20 protein-coding genes are annotated in these 18,983 nt (G+C 39.5%); 13 read left to right on the top strand and 7 right to left on the bottom strand.

Annotated features, from left to right (window positions below; genetic code table 11):
* The first annotated feature begins 64 nt into the window (after positions 1-64).
* The gene (locus tag J4N24_RS10830; protein WP_207533705.1) at positions 65-640 is read left to right on the top strand and encodes a hypothetical protein; all 576 of its coding nucleotides are present in this window, start codon (positions 65-67) and stop codon (positions 638-640) included.
* Positions 641-686: 46 nt separating this feature from the next.
* On the opposite strand, the gene phoU is transcribed toward J4N24_RS10830, so the two are convergent.
* The 5 genes from phoU to J4N24_RS10805 form a co-directional block, all read right to left on the bottom strand.
* Positions 687-1,364 carry a phosphate signaling complex protein PhoU gene (phoU, locus tag J4N24_RS10825; RefSeq protein WP_207533704.1) on the bottom strand — a complete coding sequence of 226 codons (678 nt, stop codon included), beginning with the start codon at positions 1,362-1,364 and terminating at the stop codon, positions 687-689.
* 23 nt (positions 1,365-1,387) lie between these two features.
* Positions 1,388-2,140 carry a phosphate ABC transporter ATP-binding protein PstB gene (gene pstB / locus J4N24_RS10820; protein WP_207533703.1) on the bottom strand — a complete coding sequence of 251 codons (753 nt, stop codon included), beginning with the start codon at positions 2,138-2,140 and terminating at the stop codon, positions 1,388-1,390.
* Between the two features lie 8 nt (positions 2,141-2,148).
* On the bottom strand, positions 2,149-3,006 hold the full coding sequence (gene pstA / locus J4N24_RS10815) for a phosphate ABC transporter permease PstA (RefSeq protein WP_207533702.1): 858 nt from the start codon (positions 3,004-3,006) through the stop codon (positions 2,149-2,151).
* On the bottom strand, positions 2,999-3,877 hold the full coding sequence (gene pstC, locus J4N24_RS10810; RefSeq protein ID WP_207533701.1) for a phosphate ABC transporter permease subunit PstC: 879 nt from the start codon (positions 3,875-3,877) through the stop codon (positions 2,999-3,001). The genes pstA and pstC overlap by 8 nt, the downstream gene beginning before the upstream one ends.
* Before the next feature lie 81 nt (positions 3,878-3,958).
* Positions 3,959-4,978 carry a PstS family phosphate ABC transporter substrate-binding protein gene (locus J4N24_RS10805; protein WP_207533700.1) on the bottom strand — a complete coding sequence of 340 codons (1,020 nt, stop codon included), beginning with the start codon at positions 4,976-4,978 and terminating at the stop codon, positions 3,959-3,961.
* 392 nt (positions 4,979-5,370) lie between these two features.
* On the opposite strand from J4N24_RS10805, the gene J4N24_RS10800 reads away from it, so the two are divergent.
* Together J4N24_RS10800 and J4N24_RS10795 are read left to right on the top strand one after the other, a co-directional pair.
* Entirely contained in the window at positions 5,371-6,054 is a 684-nt protein-coding gene (locus J4N24_RS10800; protein ID WP_207533699.1) for a YiaD family glycine zipper/OmpA-like lipoprotein, read from the top strand.
* Positions 6,055-6,137: 83 nt separating this feature from the next.
* Entirely contained in the window at positions 6,138-6,479 is a 342-nt protein-coding gene (locus tag J4N24_RS10795; protein ID WP_207533698.1) for a hypothetical protein, read from the top strand.
* A gap of 5 nt (positions 6,480-6,484) precedes the next feature.
* On the opposite strand, the gene J4N24_RS10790 is transcribed toward J4N24_RS10795, so the two are convergent.
* Entirely contained in the window at positions 6,485-7,024 is a 540-nt protein-coding gene (locus tag J4N24_RS10790) for a YfiT family bacillithiol transferase (RefSeq protein ID WP_207533697.1), read from the bottom strand.
* 96 nt (positions 7,025-7,120) lie between these two features.
* Between J4N24_RS10790 and J4N24_RS10785 the strand changes: the two genes are divergently transcribed.
* From J4N24_RS10785 to J4N24_RS10750, 8 genes are all read left to right on the top strand, one after another.
* Positions 7,121-7,726 carry a TetR/AcrR family transcriptional regulator gene (locus J4N24_RS10785; protein WP_207533696.1) on the top strand — a complete coding sequence of 202 codons (606 nt, stop codon included), beginning with the start codon at positions 7,121-7,123 and terminating at the stop codon, positions 7,724-7,726.
* Between the two features lie 11 nt (positions 7,727-7,737).
* On the top strand, positions 7,738-9,006 hold the full coding sequence (locus J4N24_RS10780) for a TolC family protein (RefSeq protein WP_207533695.1): 1,269 nt from the start codon (positions 7,738-7,740) through the stop codon (positions 9,004-9,006).
* A gap of 1 nt (position 9,007) precedes the next feature.
* Positions 9,008-9,949 carry an HlyD family secretion protein gene (locus J4N24_RS10775; protein ID WP_207533694.1) on the top strand — a complete coding sequence of 314 codons (942 nt, stop codon included), beginning with the start codon at positions 9,008-9,010 and terminating at the stop codon, positions 9,947-9,949.
* Positions 9,946-10,863 carry an ABC transporter ATP-binding protein gene (locus J4N24_RS10770; RefSeq protein ID WP_207533693.1) on the top strand — a complete coding sequence of 306 codons (918 nt, stop codon included), beginning with the start codon at positions 9,946-9,948 and terminating at the stop codon, positions 10,861-10,863. Before J4N24_RS10775 ends, J4N24_RS10770 begins: the two co-directional genes overlap by 4 nt.
* On the top strand, positions 10,860-11,600 hold the full coding sequence (locus J4N24_RS10765) for an ABC transporter ATP-binding protein (RefSeq protein WP_207533692.1): 741 nt from the start codon (positions 10,860-10,862) through the stop codon (positions 11,598-11,600). The genes J4N24_RS10770 and J4N24_RS10765 overlap by 4 nt, the downstream gene beginning before the upstream one ends.
* A gap of 157 nt (positions 11,601-11,757) precedes the next feature.
* Positions 11,758-12,864 carry an ABC transporter permease gene (locus tag J4N24_RS10760; protein ID WP_207533691.1) on the top strand — a complete coding sequence of 369 codons (1,107 nt, stop codon included), beginning with the start codon at positions 11,758-11,760 and terminating at the stop codon, positions 12,862-12,864.
* Positions 12,861-13,979, top strand: coding sequence for an ABC transporter permease (locus tag J4N24_RS10755; protein ID WP_207533690.1), 1,119 nt, complete (start codon positions 12,861-12,863; stop codon positions 13,977-13,979). Before J4N24_RS10760 ends, J4N24_RS10755 begins: the two co-directional genes overlap by 4 nt.
* Positions 13,980-14,158: 179 nt before the next feature.
* Complete coding sequence (locus J4N24_RS10750) at positions 14,159-15,352, top strand: FAD-dependent oxidoreductase (RefSeq protein ID WP_207533689.1); 1,194 nt, start codon at positions 14,159-14,161, stop codon at positions 15,350-15,352.
* A gap of 14 nt (positions 15,353-15,366) precedes the next feature.
* On the opposite strand, the gene J4N24_RS10745 is transcribed toward J4N24_RS10750, so the two are convergent.
* Positions 15,367-16,644 carry an aspartyl protease family protein gene (locus J4N24_RS10745; RefSeq protein ID WP_207533688.1) on the bottom strand — a complete coding sequence of 426 codons (1,278 nt, stop codon included), beginning with the start codon at positions 16,642-16,644 and terminating at the stop codon, positions 15,367-15,369.
* 148 nt (positions 16,645-16,792) lie between these two features.
* On the opposite strand from J4N24_RS10745, the gene J4N24_RS10740 reads away from it, so the two are divergent.
* Both J4N24_RS10740 and J4N24_RS10735 read left to right on the top strand, forming a co-directional pair.
* Positions 16,793-18,091 (top strand): class II aldolase/adducin family protein, encoded by a 1,299-nt coding sequence (locus J4N24_RS10740; RefSeq protein ID WP_207533687.1) that lies wholly within the window; start codon positions 16,793-16,795, stop codon positions 18,089-18,091.
* Positions 18,092-18,493: 402 nt separating this feature from the next.
* On the top strand, positions 18,494-18,934 hold the full coding sequence (locus J4N24_RS10735) for a pyridoxamine 5'-phosphate oxidase family protein (RefSeq protein ID WP_207533686.1): 441 nt from the start codon (positions 18,494-18,496) through the stop codon (positions 18,932-18,934).
* Positions 18,935-18,983 lie beyond the last annotated feature (49 nt).

Genomic DNA, 18,983 nt, shown 5'->3' with positions numbered 1-18,983 from the left:
AAAGGCCTGACATTTTGCTTTCTGATCAGGAATAGTATATTAGCTCTGAAAAGAAATTGTTCCAATGAAAAAGCTAACCTGCATAATTACTGCTGTAAGTTTAATTTACGCCTGCTCCTCCTCTCCTAAAACGAACAAAAACGTCTCAAGATTAAAGGATAAGAAGTACACGGTAGATAGCACAATAAATGCGCAGTCACTTGTAGTTTATGTAAAAGTCAAAAATAAGACAGATTTAATCTCGAGAGAGGAAGCAAGGGATCAAAAGAACATTGAAGCTACGTACAATATCTTTAAGGATAAATCGGGGAAGATTAGATACATTGCCGAACTACCCTTTAGTCCGAAAGACGACTGGTTTATTTCCTACAAAAGCTACTTCGATGAAGATGGGAAGCTGTTTGCCTTTCAAAGGGAGAACAACTATTTCGGAAGCGAATGTACCAAAGGAGCTGCGATGGAAAACCTGGTAAAATTTTATAACCCGGATTTTAGCATAGCAGATTCTGTTTTCACGTTAACTGACACAAAGAAAACTCCTCTGGATAAAACTACGTGTAAGTTCCCCTATAATTTTCCTTATAAGATAAACAGCACAATTGAGGAATACAAGAAGGAGCGAGGTTTTGCAGAGCTTTAAATAGCAAAGCCGCACTTAGATAAGAGCGGCTTTGCTATTTAAAATCTTATTCGTCTTCCTCAACGCTCTTTTTAATATGCTTAAGGACTTTTGCCTCCAGATGGAATATGATCTCCTCAGCAATATTTGTAATATGGTCTCCAACTCTCTCAAGCTTTCTGATCACTGTCAGAAGATATAAAGCCTGGTAAACATTTTCCGGACGCTTATTGATGTATAAGGCAATATTATCCGTCGAAGCCTTGTTAATCTCATCCAGGATCATGTCCTGCTTAAATACAGTTCTGGCAAGCTTGGCATCGCTTTCCTCATAGGCTTTCCCGATAGCATGTAGCATCTCCTTAACGATGTCTGCCATTTCGTTGAAACGGCAATCGTTCAACAGCTCCTCTTCAAAGCACTTTCCCGATTGAAGTATATATTTTGCAATTCCTTCTGCACTATCACCAATACGCTCAAAATTTGTATTGATCTTTAGCGTAGCGAAAACGAAGCGCATATCGCTGGCAAAAGGATTCAATAGGGCAAGGATGTTTTCGCAATCCTTGTCAATTGATAACTCCATTGCGTTAACGCGCTTTTCATTGAAAATAACTTCACGGGCAAGGTCAACATCCTCTTCAACAAGAGCCGTTAGACTTTTTTCGATCTGAGAAGCTACCAGGTTAGACATCTCAATCATCTCCCCGCGGAGCTTATTTAACTCTTCTTCTAAATGAGTCATAATTTAATTCCTTTCAATCCTTATTAACCAAAACGACCAGTGATGTAGTTTTGAGTTTGTTCTTTATCAGGGTTAGTAAACATCTTGGGTGTCTCTGTATATTCTATCAATTCCCCAAGATAGAAGAATGCTGTTTTATCACTGATACGAGCAGCCTGCTGCATATTATGAGTAACAATTACAATGGTGTATTTGCTTTTAAGCTCATAGATCAATTCTTCAATTTTTGACGTAGATATAGGGTCGAGCGCAGAAGCTGGTTCATCCATCAAAATCACCGATGGCTCTACAGCCATGGCACGTGCAATACATAGACGCTGCTGCTGTCCACCCGATAAGGATAAGGCAGATTTCTTTAGATCGTCCTTTACTTCGTCCCATAATGCGGCCTGCTTTAATGACCGCTCCACCCTTTCATCAAGGATGGCCTTGTCCTTTACCCCATTTATCCTCAAGCCATAGATTACATTCTCATAGATACTTTTAGGGAAAGGATTAGGCTTCTGAAACACCATACCTATTTTTTTCCGGTGTTCGTCAACGTCTATTTTACTTTTATAAACGTTTCTTCCATCAATAAGTATATCTCCTGTGATCTTCACATTATCGATGAGGTCGTTCATCCGGTTGAAGCACCTTAGGAATGTAGATTTTCCACAACCAGAAGGCCCGATAAAAGCTGTAACGGTGTTCGGTTCTATACCAATACCGATGTTCTTTAATGCATGCTTTTCTCCGTAATAAAGATTTACATTCCTTGCTTCCAGCTTATACATTATATTTCTTAAAACTTAGTTCTCTTGTTAAATCTATTTCTAATAATTACCGCAATACCATTCATCATAAAGGTAAATGCTAAAAGTATAACGATAGCAGCTGCAGCATTGGTTACAAAACCAGCCTGAGGACGTGTAACCCAGTTAAATATTTGGATCGGTAAAACCGTAAACTCATCCATTGGCCCTTCCGGAATAAATGGAACATAAACTAACGCTCCAATCACTATTAAAGGTGCTGTTTCTCCTACCGCTCTTGAAACTGCAAGGATAAGGCCTGTCATGATGCCACCAAAAGCTGAAGGTAATACAACTCTGCTTATAGTTTGCCACTTTGTTGCTCCCAAACCATAACTTGCTTCTCTTAATGATCCCGGAACTGCCTTGATCGCTTCCCTCGTTGACACGATGATCAAGGGCAGCACTAAAAGCGATAAGGTTAAGCTTCCCGTAAGAATGCTGTTTCCAAAACCCAGGAAACGTCCAAAAAGCTCAAGTCCCAGAATACCGTATATGATTGATGGAACCCCGGCCAGATTAGATATATTTATTTCAATGAAATTGGTAAACATGTTCCTTTTTCCGTATTCCTGAAGATATATACCAGCTCCTACTCCTATCGGGAATGCAATCAGAACTGTTAATACAAGGATCCAGACCATTCCGGCAAGTGCAGTATAAATACCGGCACGTTCTGCACTCCTTGATGGCAGGTTAGTCAGGAAATCAAAATCTATCCTCGCCAGTCCTTTTGACATAACTACATAAAGCAGTACAACCAGTACTATTAGTCCAACCGATGTACAAAATATAGCGAACAGCTTAAAGATAAGATTCTTAAGCTTGTTAATTTGTGAATTATTCATACCTCTGCTGAAATTTTTTCTTAATCCAGAAACTGATATTATTTAAAAGGAAGGTGAAAATGAACAAAGCCATACCTGCAGAGAAAATAGTGCGGTACTCGAGAGAATTCTGTGGCACATCGCCCATACTTACCTGAACAATATAAGTAGTGATTGTCTCGACCGAAGTAAGAGGATTGAATGTAAATTTCGGCTCCTGCCCTGCTGCCACAGCAACGATCATAGTCTCACCGATGGCCCTTGAAATTGCCAGGATAACCGAAACTACTATTCCCGACGATGCAGCTGGTACCATTACCCTGAATGCAGTTTGTAATTTGGTTGAACCCATCCCATAAGCTGCTTCCCGTAACGATTTAGGAACAGCCCTTAAGGCATCCTCACTTAATGAAGAGATATAAGGAATGATCATCACCCCCATAACCAAGCCTGCAGAAAGCGCATTGAATCCAGAAAGGTTAGGAATAAAGGACTGCAGAAGTGGAGTTACAAACGTTAGAGCGAAGAAACCATAAACCACCGTGGGAACCGCAGCAAGGATTTCAAGCAGAGGTTTTACTATTGCAGTAAATTTCTGATGCGCATATTCGTTAAGATATATAGCAATTGTTAATCCGAGAGGCAAAGCCACACTTATTGCAATTAGCGTGGTAAGCAGGGTCCCACAGACCAGGGGTAGGATGCCAAATTTCTTATTGGCAAACAAAGGCGTCCATTCTGTTCCCGTAAAGAACTCTATAATCGACACTTCTTTGAAGAATGTAATGGTCTCCGAAGCAAGAACCAGAATAATACCCAGGGTTGTTAACACCGTAAGCAAGCTACAAAAGATCAAAAATCCTTCTATTGCTTTTTCTTTAACTTTTACCATTTGTTATTTCATAAGCAAGCTCCCTGCAGAAAATACAACAGGAAGCTTGTGAAATTACTTATTATACAATCCTTAGAAATATTATTGTTCCGCTTTCAAAAGGTCAGCCATACTCACACCAACAGCTTTTTTGCCGCCAGCGAACACTGAACCTGATTTCTTTGCCTCAAATTTCTTTTTAGCCAAAGGATATACTTCTGCCGGAAGAGCAATTGTACCTACTTCTTTTGATAATGAGGCAGCATTATCCAGGTAGAAGTTGATGAAAGCCTTTACATCCGCTCGGTCTGCTGATTTAGTGTTTACATAAATGAACAAAGGACGAGAAAGCGGCTGGTAAGTGCCGTTAGTTACAGTTTCAGGAGTAGGAAGAATACCACCTTTACCATTCGCATCGTCGCCATCATTGATAGGAACCAGCTTCAACTTATCAGCATTATTTGTGTAATAGGCTAAACCGAAATAACCCAGGGCATTCTTATCTGATGAAATACCTTTAACTAATACGTTATCATCCTCACTAGCATTATAATCACCTCTTGATGACTTTGCTTTACCTACAATAGCTTCCGTGAAATAATCATAAGTACCTGAGGCTGTTCCTGCTCCGTATAAGTTAATGGGCTGATTAGGAAAAGAGGAGCGAACCTGATTCCAGGTTTTAATCTTACCCTGAGCCTCTGGCTCCCAAATTTTCTTTAATTCCTCTACAGTCAGGTAGTCAACGAACGTATTTTCTTTACTTACAACTACTGCAAGACCATCGTAAGCTACCGGTAGTTCAATATAATCTACTCCACCTTGTTTGCAGAGATCAATTTCTTCTTGCTTGATTGGACGAGAAGCATCATTAATATCAATTTCAGCTCTTGAGAATTTCTTGAATCCACCTCCGGTCCCCGATTCTCCAACAGTAACTCTTATTCCGCCTTCTGCATTTCTGAATTCCTCAGCCACAGCCTCAGACAAAGGATAAACAGTACTTGATCCGTCGATCTTCACCTCGCCTGATAATCCCTCACCAGAACCTTGATTCTTTTTGCCTCCACCGCAAGAAGCTAGAGCGACGGTTAAGGAAAGCAATACAACTAATTTCTTCATTTCAATTTCTTTAATTTTGCAAATTACCCCGACACTTGTTAGAGGCCTGTTATTATCGAGTTAAATCATCATTAACTTTTTATCTCCTCTGGTAAAGCGTCGTTTACGTCATCAAAAGTATTAAGGTATTGTTAAGCAAATTGTTATCGAATATTAAGAAATTGTTAATTGTTAATATTGACTTAATCTTTTTTTGTACTCTGACTTTTAGAACTGCTTATTTCTTTTTTAGGTTTGTGCTACCGGATTATTGTACTTAAAATTGCCTTGAATTTACATTAAACCTTTTGTTTTGCTACTGGTCATACAGGAAACAAACAGAAAAATAAATCTCAAAAACGACTTTTGGCATTTACTTTGAATTATTAACACAAACACACAAATACAAGATTATGAAAACTATGAAAATTAAAATAGCTACTTATTGCCTGGCTTTAGCTTCTGTTTCTATGTTCGCTACAAGTTGTAGCCAAATGACCCGTACTCAAAAAGGTGCAGTTATAGGCTCCGCAGCTGGTGGTACTATCGGGGCCTTAATTGGTAAGAAGGCTGGTAACACTGCAGTAGGTGCAGTAGTTGGTGGCGCTATTGGTGGTGTTGCCGGAGCATATATCGGACGCAAAATGGATCGTCAGGCTGAAGAGATCAAAAGAACTGTACCAGGAGCAGAAGTTATTCCTGCTGGTGAAGGCTTAATTGTTAAATTCAGTTCAGGTATACTTTTCGATACTGGCAAATCTGACCTTAAAGATGCAGCAAGAACTAATATTCAGAATTTAGCTGCTTCTATGAAAAATAATCCTGAGACAAATATTATGATCATTGGACATACCGACGCCGTTGGTAGTGATGATTATAACATGGGATTATCTCAGCAACGTGCTAATTCAGTAAGGGACTTTGCTCTGTCACAAGGTATTTCCAGCAACCGTTTATCAACTGTTGGTAAAGGTGAAGCTGAACCGATTGCCGATAATACAAATGAGTCTGGTAAAGCTCAGAATCGTCGTGTTGAGATTGTTATCGTGGCTAACGATAAATTGAAAGCAGAAGCACGTCAGGCTTCAGGACAGTAATAGGTAAACAACGATAAAAAAGAAACCCCTGAGCGCATGCTCAGGGGTTTCTTTTTTATACTACTTATTACTACCTTTGATCAATGGCACGGCTATTTTCATACTGTCTGCTTCTGACCTTGTTAGCTACTACCCTGGCTTACGCAGGAAATAGCGATAGTTGCCCCTTTAGTCCCGTTAATGGCACCTGCAACAAGGTTGAAAATTCTACTAAGTTGAAAACCACTAAAGCACATTCCTGCCCTAAACTTAAAGACACATCCAAACCTGCCCATTCCGAAGATCACAAAATTCCTTCAGCTGATACTTTTGAAAAATTCATTGCTCCTTTCATAGAAACGGTTGCTCCCCATTTTTATGATAAGATCATTAAAAAAGAGAAAAAGGAGATAAATCAACAAAACAAGCTTACCCGTAACTGCTAATCTGTTTACCAGCCTTGCAATTTCTTCGTTTGAAGAATATGATGCAAATGGTGCTTTCCATGCCATGCATACATTCCTAAAGCTTCTTTGAGTAAAACTAACTTTCCGTGTTCTGGATGAATAAATCCTTTCTCGAAATCCTCAGGTTTTAAGGAGCGTAGAAACAATACCCACCTGGAATGAAGGCCTTGCAGCAATGTGAGGGAAATTTCAACAGCAGCAGTTTTACCATCTTCAAACTCTGCCCACCTATCTTCAAAATAAGGCTTTATAGTGGGTAAATCTTCAGATGCTGCGAGCTTGAACCGGATGTAAGAATTCATATGACTATCTGCAACATGATGAACAACCTGTAAAAGGGTCCACCCTCCTGGACGATAAGGAGTATTTAATTGTTCTGCCTTTAAAAGGTTTACGGCATCCTTAAACTCTGCCGGTAATTGCTCCAGCTCGTTAATCCAGTTTTGTATATTTTCTAAAGTTATATTTTGAGGAGCTTCATATTTTCCAATCGGAAAACGCAGCTGTTCTGTCTCTGCCGTCATATGTAAAATTAAGCCCTTAAAATAGAAAATATTTTTTGGGGAACTAAAAAGAAGCGTTATTTTTGATTTAACCACCTGGTTAAATCAACTGGTAAATTGGATACGGAAAAATCAACGGAACAAAAAATACTTGAAGCGGCAAAAAAAGTTTTTGTAGCAAAAGGAATGGCGGGAGCAAGGATGCAGGACATAGCTGATGAAGCCGGAATAAATAAAGCTTTATTACATTACTACTTCCGTAGCAAGGAAAAACTTTTTGAAGTAATATTTACTGAAACAGTTGGAAGGTTTATTCCCCGTGTGAACGAAATATTTAGCTCGGATATGATCTGGAGTGAAAAGATTGAAACGTTCGCTTCAGAATACATAGATAAAGTACTTGAGAACCCCTTCCTTCCACTATTCGTGATGAATGAGATGCATAAACAACCTGAGGAGTTCCTCAAAAAAATGTGGGGTGGTGAGAAACCTCAGATTGAGACATTTTTGCGGCAAGTAAAAAAGGCGGTTGAAGATAAGGAGATCCGTCCTATTCACCCGGCTCACCTCATCATGAATGTTATGTCACTTTGCATTTTTCCTTTTATCGGGAAGCCTATGTTACAAATGATAGCGAGCATAAATGACCAGCAGTTTTTCCAGTTGATGGAAGAACGTAAGGTAATGGTACCTCAATTCATCATACAGTCACTTAAGTTATAAAAAAATTTGAAATGAAATTAACTACTTGGTTAAACACTTTGGTTAGATCGATAGTATTTCTGACGCCAGCTTTTAGTGTTGGGCAAGAATTAAGCCTGGAAACTGTTCAATTCAAAGCCAGGGAGAATTTCCCTCTGATACGCCAGCAAAAACTTATTGAGGAGACAGAAAATATCGGTTTACAAAATTTAAGTAAAGGCTACTTACCTCAGCTGTCCTTTAATGGACAGGCAACATATCAGTCTGAAGTTACTAAAGTTGATATACCCGTTCCCGGAATAACCGTAAATTCATTAAGCAAGGATCAATACAAAGCCACTCTCGACTTAAACCAAACGCTCTTTGATGGCGGCATAATCAGTAACCAGAAACAATTACAAAAACTTAACTCCGACGTCGAACATCAGCGTATAGAAGTCGAACTGCATAAGCTAAAGGAAAGGATACAACAGATTTACTTAAGCATTTTGTTGTTAGATGAGCAAACCAAACAAGCAGATCTGGTAAAGACTGATATAAAAACAGGTTATGAAAAAACGGAAGCGCTGGTAAAGAACGGGGTGGCGTTCAGATCTAATCTTAATTCCCTTGAAGCAGAACTGCTAAAAGCTGATCAACGCAAAATAGAATTGCAGGCTTTACGAAGTGGTTTGGTAAGAACCCTAGGTCTATTTATCGCTGAACCTTTACCGATCAATGTTCAACTACAAAGGCCAAATAAAATAGAAGTAGTTTCAGAAGTAAAAAGACCTGAGCTTAACCTTTTTGATAAGCAAACTTCTCTGGCCATACAACAGAAAAAGCTCATTACCTCCAGAACTCTTCCTAAAGCCAGTCTCTTTGGTCAGGGTGGATACGGCAGACCAGGATTAAATATGCTACAGAATCAATTTGACTGGTTCTACATAGGAGGAATCAGACTAAATTGGAATATCAGTAATATATATACTTATAAAAAAGAAAAGCTGCTGGCAGATATCAACGCAAAATCGACAGAGCTTCAAAAAGAAACATTTCTGCTAAATACCAATGCGCAATTAACGCAACAAAAGGCAGAAATTGAAAAACTAGAATTGTTGATTGATACAGATAGGCAGATTATAGAACTGAGAGAAAAGGTAAAAACAGCTGCAAGTGCCCAGTTGGAGAACCAGGTGATCAGTACCTCTGACTATATCAGGGAAGTAAATGCAGAAGACCAGGCCCGGCAAATGCTGATCACTCACCAACTCCAACTAATACAAGCTCAATTAACTTACAGTACTATAGCAGGTTACTAATATGAACAAACTACTATTTCTCACTCTGGCAGGATTTCTTGTAGCCTGCAGCGCAAACAAGGACAAAGCAGATGCTACCGGCACATTTGAGGCCGACGAAGTTATCGTTTCTTCCGAGATTGGAGGCAGGATCCTGTCACTTGATATAGAAGAAGGACAAGCTATTCCACAAAAAACAGTGGTTGGAAATATTGATGCAGAAAATCTCGTCCTGCAAAAAGAACAAGTCGAAGCCAGTATAAGAGCTTTGAGGGAAAAGACCGCGGATGTAGGTCCCCAGGTAACCCTGCTGCAAGATCAGCTCAAAGTACAGCAAACACAACTTGCCAACCTGTCTCATGAGCGTAAACGGATTGAAAACTTATTGAAGCAGGATGCTGCGACCGGAAAGCAACTGGATGATATTAATTCACAGATTGAAGTTATTCAGAGACAAATGGCAGTAACACGACAGCAGATTAACGTTCAGCAGAGCAATATCTCTACGCAGAACCGAGGTGTCTTGAGTGAGGGAGAGCCCTTGGGTAAAAGAGCACAACAAATAAGCGACCAGATTGAACGTAGCAAGATCATCAATCCTGTCAATGGAACTGTCATTACTAAATATGCTGAGGCAGGTGAGGTAACATCACCAGGAAAAGCCCTTTATAAAATTGCAGATCTTTCCACAATTACCTTGAGGGCCTATATCAGTGGCGGCCAGCTCTCTGAAGTAAAATTGGGTCAGAAAGTTTCGGTACGCGTTGATAAAGGTGCAGATGATTATAAAGAATTTACTGGCATGGTTACCTGGGTTTCAGATAAAGCAGAATTTACTCCTAAAACTATACAAACTAAAGATGAGCGGGCCAATCTTGTTTACGCAATTAAAGTAAAGGTAAAGAACGATGGCTATCTGAAGATCGGAATGTATGGGGAGGTAATGTTAGTGCAAAAGCCATGAAAGCAGTATTGGCAGAGAATCTTGTAAAAAGATATGGTGATAAACGGTCTCATACGGAGGCACTCAAGGAGGTTTCTTTTGAGGTTAAACAGGGAGAACTGTTTGGAATTATAGGACCTGATGGAGCAGGAAAAACAAGTCTCTTCCGCATCCTTACAACTTTGCTTCTTCCTGATGGCGGAAACGCAACAGTTGATGGTTATGACGTGGTAAAAGATTTCAAAAGCATTCGTAAGCGTGTAGGGTATATGCCCGGACGCTTTTCTCTTTATCAAGATCTCAGTGTAGCGGAGAACCTGGAATTTTTTGCAACCATTTTCGAAACTTCCATTGAAGAAAACTACGAATTAATAAAAGATATCTATTCACAGATCGAGCCGTTCAAGGATAGAAAGGCTGGTAAGCTTTCTGGGGGAATGAAGCAGAAGCTGGCTTTAAGCTGCGCTTTGATCCACCGCCCCTCTGTACTTTTCCTGGATGAACCCACTACTGGAGTAGATGCTGTTTCACGAATGGAATTCTGGGATATGTTGCAGGGTCTCAAAAAACAAGGAATAACAATCCTGGTATCTACTCCGTACATGGATGAAGCGAGCCTTTGCGACCGGGTTGCTTTAATTCAAACAGGTAATATCCTTTCCATAAATTCTCCTGAAAATATCATTAGCAATTTCGGACGAAGCCTTGTTGCGGTTAGATCCAACAAGATGTTCGATCTATTGAAAGACCTCAAGTACTTTGAAGGTACAGAGGATGTTTATGCATTCGGAGAATACCATCATCTCGTATTGAAAAATAGTTCTTCCTTAGCCGAGGTCAAGGAGTTCTTAAGCGCAAGACATTTTGATTCGGAGGCGACCATGGTTACTCCGGGAATTGAAGACTGCTTTATTGCATTAATGAAATCATCATGAGCGAAAGTGTTATCATTACTAACGAACTAACCAAACGCTTCTCCAATTTCACTGCTGTGGATGCGATCTCTTTCGAGGTGAAGAAGGGAGAGATATTCGGATTTCTTGGGGCAAACGGCGCAGGGAAAACTACCGCAATGAGAATGCTCTGCGGTCTTTCTATTCCTACTTCAGGAAGAGCAAGTGTTGCAGGATTTGATGTGTATAAGCAAACAGAGGACATCAAAAGAAGCATTGGCTATATGAGTCAGAAGTTCTCCTTGTACGAGGACCTTACTGTAAAAGAAAATATGCAGTTCTATGGCGGTATCTATGGCATGAGCAATAAGGCGATCAAACAAAAGACGGATTACGTTCTGAACACCCTGCATCTGGAAAACGAAGCGAAGAAGTTGGTCAGATCCCTTCCTTTAGGATGGAAACAGAAGCTTGCCTTCTCGGTAGCAATTTTCCACGAGCCTAGCATTGTGTTTCTGGATGAGCCTACAGGTGGCGTAGATCCTGTAACCCGCAGAGAGTTCTGGAACCTCATTTACGAAGCCGCTGAAAATGGCATTACTATTTTCGTTACCACACATTATATGGACGAAGCTGAATATTGTAACAGGGTCTCGATCATGGTCGACGGAAAGATCGAAGCACTGGACTCTCCTACGCGACTCAAACAGATTTTTGAAGCAGAATCAATGGGTGAGGTATTTCTAAAGCTTGCAAGGAAAGCAGTAAGAAGTGAGTGAGGCGTAGTTGAATAAATGATTGATTGAATGAGAGAATGAGTGATTGAGAGAATGAATGAATGAGTGATTGAGAGAATGAATGAATGAGAGAGGGAATGATTGAGAGAATGAATGATTGAGAGAATGAATGATTGACATAATAAAGGAATGCTAGTATATGAAGCAATTTATATCTTTTGTTAAGAAAGAGTTTTATCATATTGGGAGGGACAGGCGAACATTGTTTATCCTCCTGGTGATGCCAATTGTGCAGATCATCATTTTTGGCTTTGCCCTGACGAACGAGGTTAAAAACTCTTCCATTGCCGTTCTTGATCAGGCAAATGATGTTGGTACCCGGTCAATCATTGCAGAACTGGATGCTAGTAATTATTTCACTGTCCAGAAGAATTTGAATTCTTATAAGGAAGTTGAATCTGAATTTAAAAAAGGGAAAATAAAAATGGTGATCGTATTTCCTCAAAACTTTGCAACAGACATAAAACATTTTAATAAAGCACAGATACAATTTATTACTGACGCTTCTGATCCGAACCTCGCTAATACCATGAACTCTTATGCTAGTAACATCATTATGGACTATCAGAACAGGATTAATCAAGATCTAAAGCTACCTTATCGTATTAAAACTGAATACCGGATGCTCTACAATGCCCAACTGAAGGGTGCCTACAGTTTTGTTCCGGGGGTGATGTCTATGGTGTTGATGCTGATTTGCACGATGATGACAGCCATAACTATTGTAAAAGAAAAAGAGCTTGGAACAATGGAGGTAATGCTTGTCTCACCAGTTCAACCTTTAAAGATCGTAATTGCCAAAGCCGTGCCCTACTTGCTATTATCTACTATAAATATCACCACAATACTATTGTTAAGTGTGTTTGTGCTCGATGTTCCAATTAACGGCAGCATTATACTTCTGGTTTCGGAAGCTATTTTATTCACCCTAACCTCACTGGCCCTGGGATTATTGATTTCAACCGTGACCGATTCACAGCAAACGGCCATGTTTATTTCCCTTACCGGGATGTTCTTACCTACCGTAATGCTTAGCGGCTTTATGTTCCCAATAGAGAATATGCCGCTTCCCTTACAGATCATTTCAAATATTGTCCCCGCTAAGTGGTTCTACTTTATAGTAAAATCAGTAATGATTAAAGGCGTAGGACTTGCATCAGTATGGCGCGAAACCTTAATCCTCGTTGCAATGACAGGTTTCTTCCTGCTGTTAAGCATTAAAAAATTCAAAATCAGACTGGCATGAGAACTTTAAAATTCCTGCTACAGAAAGAATTCAGGCAGATCTTCCGGGATCCATCGATATTACGGATCATCTTTATAATGCCCATGATGCAGCTGATCCTTTTACCTCAGGCAGCAGATTACGAGATGAAGAACATACAACTAACGGTAGTAGATCACGATCATTCTTCTTACTCTCAGCAGCTTACTTCAAAAATAACAGCCTCTGGCTATTTTAAGCTTACCGACTATAGTGCCTCTTATAAAAGTGCTATAGAAGATATTGAACGCGAAAAATCAGATCTCATATTAACTATACCTGCCCGGTTTGAGAAAGACCTTGTAAAAGAAAACGAAAGCAAAGTTTTTATGGCGGTTAATGCCATCAATGGAGTTAAGGCAAATCTTGGAGGAGCCTATTTGGGAATGATCATTCAGGATTATAACAGAGAGGTCCGATTGAAGTGGATACAATTTCCCAGATTAAACCCAGAACCTACTATCGATATAACCTATTCAAATTGGTTCAATCCCTTGATGAACTATAAATTCTTTATGGTACCGGGGATTCTGGTAGTACTCATAACCATGGTGGGTTCATTCCTCGCTACGTTGAATATTGTGAAGGAGAAAGAAATTGGCACGATAGAACAAATAAACGTTACACCGATAAAAAGGCATCATTTCATTCTAGGTAAACTTATCCCCTTCTGGATACTAGGCATGGTGATCCTGACTATTGGCCTAAGCATTGCCAGGTTATTCTATGGTATATTGCCTGCAGGGCATTTCTATACAATATATGCCTTTGCAGCAATTTATCTTTTTTCAATCCTCGGACTCGGCTTGCTAATTTCCAACTATACCAGCAATCAGCAGCAGGCTATGCTTATCTCCTTCTTTTTAATGATGATCTTTATTCTACTTAGTGGACTTTATACTTCTATAGATAGTATGCCTGAATGGGCGAAGATCCTCACAAGACTGAATCCTGTAACATACTTTGTAGAAGTAATGCGAATGGTTGTTTTGAAAGGAAGCACTTTAAGGGATATTCTGCCTCAAACCCTAACAGTTCTCTGCTTTGGCATGGTATTAAACTGCTGGGCCGTCTTAAGTTATCACAAGCGCTCCTGAATAAGTTAATTTATGTTAATTTAAATGACAGAAAACCGACTAATCCTTTATATCGTTCATCTGTCATATATCTTTGAAAAACTTTCACAAAACAAGCGTCCCTTACGGGGAATAAAAGTAATTTGAAAGTCTTTTCTCATTAGAAACAAGTTTCCACTTACAAAAACTACAAGGATTAAATGAAGAGATACATTTTAGGTTTATTTTGTCTGTTAAGTCTATCTACATTTGGCCAAAAAGCTGGGGTAGTTGTTTTCGGCGCTACTCCTGCAGGACTTGCAGCCGCCATACAATCCGCTCATTCAGGAGTTAAGACAGTTTTAATAGACCAGAACGGTATGGACCAAGTTGTCCTCACCGCGTCTGACAAAGCATATAGGATCGGAGTTTATGCTGATTTTTTAAAACGGGTAGATTCTTTACAGAAGGGAAAAAATCTTAGTAATGAAAATCTGCTGCCTGCCTATACTGCTACGGTTTTCAAAGGATGGACTGACACCATTAAAAACTTGTCAGTTATTAGAAAAGGTCTGGTAAAAAAAATTGAGAAAGATGGTAAGAACTGGGAAATTGAGCTGATCGATAAACGGGAGATCAAAGCTGATCTGGTAATTGATGCAACAAAAAGCAATACCATAGCAAAACTGGCTAAGGTTAATGCCGCTCCTATAAGAACAACAACTGGCATTTATCCCGATAAAATCTATCGTACTTCTGTTGCCATCAGTGAGGCGAAGGGGTATTATCCTGCCGGCGTTCCCGTAACCTCTCTGTTTGCACAGAACGCTGATAACTTTTTAATAATTAGCGAAAGCTTAAATCCCAACTTATTGATAGGACAGGGAGCTGGAACAGCTGCAGCATATTGTGCTTTTTTCAAAGTAACTACCAAAGATCTAGACATTAGGAAAACACAGGGAGAGCTTTCAACCTTTAACTCTCAATTTTTGAAGTTTGATGATGTTCGGGTTACAGATTCCCTGGCTGGATCTATTCAAAAAATTGCTATTACTGGTATCCTAAAGGGTAAATTGAAAAATAACCAGTTTCTATTTCTTCACGATTCAACTGTAACAATAGATGAAATCAAACAACCGATAAGGGAGTATTATTCCAGAAGTCAGATCTGGTTTTTAGACCATAAAGCTGAACGCTTAACCATTGCAGACGTGCTAAGTCTCATCAAATTTACAGGTAGTCGTGGAAATGAACTGGACAAAGAAGTTGAAAGAGGCTGGAACAAAACCCTGAGACTAACCGGAAAATACGACCCGAAAAAGCTCATAACGCGGAGAGAATTTGCTCGCTTGGTGGACCTCTACCTGAAACCCTTTGAACGGAAGATCGATCTGGAAGGAAATTTAAAAAGCTAAAGAAAGGAGGATTGTCAGATCCTCCTTTTTAATGTTAACACTACCACCTGAGTCTTCTTTTCACCTTTAGGTATTATCGTTAACAATATACCTTTGTCGGGCCGGGACCTGAACAACTGGTAAATCTCATCGATATTCCAATCCTTTGCCCTGCGAAAATTTATATCTACTATTTCATCGTTTACCTCTAACCCAATTAAGTCTGCTGCAGATCCCGGTTCTACCCTTCCTATAAATAACCTGCTGTAGTCCGGAGAGTGATAGATCAATTCTATTCCGCTCATATCGTGCTCGAAGGGCTTTTTAAAATCGTAGTTGGGCCGTAGAAATAATAAACTCCTTTGGTAGTCAAATATAACCTCAAACTTTTTCAACACTGCATTTCCCATATTACCGTTACGCTCTGCAAATACTTTTGAACCTACATCTTCATAATCCGGAAAAGCCGCTACAACTTCCTTTAATTCAAACTTACCCAATTTTAGTAAGCTCAAACGTCCCATTGATCCATCTATGGTTCCACTTAGGCCCACTCCCAGATTTGCTCTTATATTTTTTTGAGGAACCTCTACCCGTTTTCCTGCAATACTTTCCAGCCAGAGAGGATGCCCCGCTCCTGTATCAATGATCAGCTTTACCCAGGATAAAGTTTTATTAAGCGCTACCTCTGCGTTGATATAAGGCTTGCCCGCTTCAATGGTAATAGGAATTGCCTCAGCTCGTCTTAAGAAATAACGCGCCTCCGGCCTATAAACCTTAATGATCTTGTCCATATAGTTGAGGCGAACAGTGAAGCTGTTGAAAAACTCATAACCTATAAGACCGTGAATCGGAATACCTGTATAAGAAGACAGATCAAAAGCATCTTCTTTTAAAATAGCAGCTGGCAGGTTCCCTGTTATTACAGCATTTACAGCTACATCCAGGTTGCCTGTAACGGCAGCTTCAAGTTCTTTTCCTTCTCCGAATCCGACAACTTTTATTTTCCTTAAAGACTTCGGAAGTTGTAATGAATCGACCAAACCTGGGTCAGTAATTAGAAATACCCCAACTCCGGTATCAAGCACAAAGTTGAAGGGTCCCTTATTGTTTATGAGTAAAGGTATGATGATGAGGTTTTTGATAAACCTAAACTCAAATGCTTCCGTATTTGATAACTTTTCCAGCTTGAACTGCGCGCTTCCACTCTGCAAGATCAACAGTGTGAATAATGCAGATAATAAAAGCCGTTTAGTAGAAGCAAGGTTCAAAATATGGGTAGCTTTACTAAGATAACGTTTTAATTCACGCAAAGAGAAAGGGTTCAACCATTTAGGCTGATTTGAATTTAAGCATAAAACAGTTAATGATAGGGGTTGTTCTAAATTATGACCAGCATCATTCCGCTATAGGAAAAAAATTTAATCTTTTGTAATAGTATCCACTCTCAAAAACTATAATATGACTGATATACTAAATACTCAACTAATGCATCCGCGGGATCAGATTGCATTAGTGATGACAAGAATTTACAGAAGAGGATTAACCACTACCTCCGGAGGAAATATTTCCGTTATGGATGAGAATGGTGATATCTGGATTTCTCCTTCCGCCGTTGATAAAGGGCGTTTACAGCCATCTGATATTGTTTGTGTAAAAAAAGACGGAACGATCGAAGGCCTTCATAGACCTTCATCTGAATTTCCGTTTCATAAAGCTATTTACGAAATAAGGCCAGATATCAAAGCTATCATTCACGCTCACCCCCCTGCACTTGTGTCCTTCAGTATTGTAAGGGCAATACCTGATACAAATATTATCAGTCAAGCTCAGCACGTGGTTGGACATGTAGGTTATGCTGAATATGAATTACCTGGAAGCGAGGCTTTAGGAGCAAAGATCGCTAAAGAATTTACTAAGGGTTATAAAGCTGTGATCATGGAAAACCATGGTACTGTTGTTGGAGGAAGCAATTTGGTGGATACTTTTGAGCGTTTTGAGACATTAGAATTCTGTGCCAGGACAATCTTATACGGGAAATCAGTGGGCTCTCCCAGCTACCTAACTGACGAGCAGATCCAGGCTTTTGAAGACCAGGTTCCTGCACCTCTACTAGAAATGGAGGTGGTTGAACATCCCTCTGATGAAAGAGAGAAGCGCCTGGAGATATACAATATTGTAAAACGAGCCTGTACTCAGGGATTGATGATCAGTTCATACGGAACCATTTCAACACGGTGGAGAGGTGATGACTTTCTGATCACTCCTACCGGCATTCCCCGTTGGGATATGCAGGTTGAAGATATTGTACAGATCAGAGATGGGAAACGCGAACCCGGAAAGAATCCCAGTCGCACTACATACTTGCACCAGGAAATTTACAAAAAGCATCCTGAGATCAACTCCATCATTCTAACGCAGTCACCTTACCTTATGGCGTTTGCCGTAACAGGTACTAATTTTAACGTTAGAACGATCCCTGAAAGCTGGATCTTCCTTCAGGATGTTTCTTCAGTTGATTTCGGTTCTCATTTCAACAATCAGACTACTATTCCTGATCTTGTTGCTAAAAACAATCCGGCGGTTATTATTAAGAATGACTGTGTTCTGGTCACAGGTAATAGTCTTCTTCAAACATTTGACTATTTAGAAGTAGCAGAATTCAGTGCCAAATCATTAGTTTTGTGTGCGTCAATTGGAAACCTTGTTCCGATAAGCAACGAACAAGTTGAAGAGCTGCGTGCAGCATTTCTTAAATAAGCTCACAACACAAACCAAAAATATGAAGGCTGAAATGTAAACGTTTCAGCCTTCTTTGTTTTAGTCGCTATATCTCTTTTGGGCCACCGCTAGCAGTGCTTCTGGATTATATAATAGTCATCCCTCAACTTCCCAATCTGAAACTATTTTTAATGAGACACCAAGAAATAACAATTATCCGATAATTAAGGCAGAATGAATAATGGTGATTTGCCTGAAGTATTGCTTTGATGTTAATTGTAATTCTGACATAAGGCCCTGATTTATTAAGGCAATATAAAGGACTTCCAACGGTGGATCAAATAAAAAAAACCCTGTTTTGATTCCCGTCATATTTTTTCTGAAAAGAAAAAACCTCCTTTGTCTTAGTATAAAAATTGATTGAAAACTAAATGCAGCATTATGGAGATAGCTCAGCAAACAAGGATAGATGAAAGAATCGTAGCTTTTCTCAAATCTCAAACGGCCGTGAGTATTTGTACTTGTTCTGAAAACATCCCCTATAGCTGCATTTGTTTTTATGCTTATTCGGAGGAATTTAATGCCATGGTCTTTAAATCAAATGAAGATACTCTTCATATTAGGCAGGCTTTATCGAATCCTCTTGTTTCAGGTTCAGTACTACCAGACAAACTTGAAAAAACACGAGTAAGAGGGCTACAGCTACTGGGAAAATTTTTCAAGCCAGAAGGAGAAGCACTAGGCCAACTACAAAGAACTTATTATAAGAAATATCCTATCGCTTTAACGATGAAAGGAGAATTGTGGGCAATTGAATTATCAAGCATTAAACTGACTGACAATACACTGGGATTTGGGAAAAAAATAGCCTGGCAGAAGTAAATGAATTTATAAAGACATGAAATACAGATATAGGCTTGAAGCATAAAAA

It is taken from the genome of Desertivirga arenae, assembly GCF_017355785.1.
GTDB classification, from domain to species: Bacteria; Bacteroidota; Bacteroidia; order Sphingobacteriales; family Sphingobacteriaceae; genus Desertivirga; species Desertivirga arenae.
The sequence above is the reverse complement of the archived record's forward strand: the minus strand, read 5'-3'. Positions and strand labels throughout refer to the sequence as shown.

Coding starts and splice junctions, on each gene's coding strand:
- J4N24_RS10830 (WP_207533705.1), top strand. CDS start 65: ATGAAAAAGCTAACCTGCATAATTACTGCTGTAAGTTTAATTTACGCC.
- phoU (WP_207533704.1), bottom strand. CDS start 1,364: ATGACTCATTTAGAAGAAGAGTTAAATAAGCTCCGCGGGGAGATGATT.
- pstB (WP_207533703.1), bottom strand. CDS start 2,140: ATGTATAAGCTGGAAGCAAGGAATGTAAATCTTTATTACGGAGAAAAG.
- pstA (WP_207533702.1), bottom strand. CDS start 3,006: ATGAATAATTCACAAATTAACAAGCTTAAGAATCTTATCTTTAAGCTG.
- pstC (WP_207533701.1), bottom strand. CDS start 3,877: ATGGTAAAAGTTAAAGAAAAAGCAATAGAAGGATTTTTGATCTTTTGT.
- J4N24_RS10805 (WP_207533700.1), bottom strand. CDS start 4,978: ATGAAGAAATTAGTTGTATTGCTTTCCTTAACCGTCGCTCTAGCTTCT.
- J4N24_RS10800 (WP_207533699.1), top strand. CDS start 5,371: ATGAAAACTATGAAAATTAAAATAGCTACTTATTGCCTGGCTTTAGCT.
- J4N24_RS10795 (WP_207533698.1), top strand. CDS start 6,138: ATGGCACGGCTATTTTCATACTGTCTGCTTCTGACCTTGTTAGCTACT.
- J4N24_RS10790 (WP_207533697.1), bottom strand. CDS start 7,024: ATGACGGCAGAGACAGAACAGCTGCGTTTTCCGATTGGAAAATATGAA.
- J4N24_RS10780 (WP_207533695.1), top strand. CDS start 7,738: ATGAAATTAACTACTTGGTTAAACACTTTGGTTAGATCGATAGTATTT.
- J4N24_RS10775 (WP_207533694.1), top strand. CDS start 9,008: ATGAACAAACTACTATTTCTCACTCTGGCAGGATTTCTTGTAGCCTGC.
- J4N24_RS10770 (WP_207533693.1), top strand. CDS start 9,946: ATGAAAGCAGTATTGGCAGAGAATCTTGTAAAAAGATATGGTGATAAA.
- J4N24_RS10765 (WP_207533692.1), top strand. CDS start 10,860: ATGAGCGAAAGTGTTATCATTACTAACGAACTAACCAAACGCTTCTCC.
- J4N24_RS10760 (WP_207533691.1), top strand. CDS start 11,758: ATGAAGCAATTTATATCTTTTGTTAAGAAAGAGTTTTATCATATTGGG.
- J4N24_RS10755 (WP_207533690.1), top strand. CDS start 12,861: ATGAGAACTTTAAAATTCCTGCTACAGAAAGAATTCAGGCAGATCTTC.
- J4N24_RS10750 (WP_207533689.1), top strand. CDS start 14,159: ATGAAGAGATACATTTTAGGTTTATTTTGTCTGTTAAGTCTATCTACA.
- J4N24_RS10740 (WP_207533687.1), top strand. CDS start 16,793: ATGACTGATATACTAAATACTCAACTAATGCATCCGCGGGATCAGATT.
- J4N24_RS10735 (WP_207533686.1), top strand. CDS start 18,494: ATGGAGATAGCTCAGCAAACAAGGATAGATGAAAGAATCGTAGCTTTT.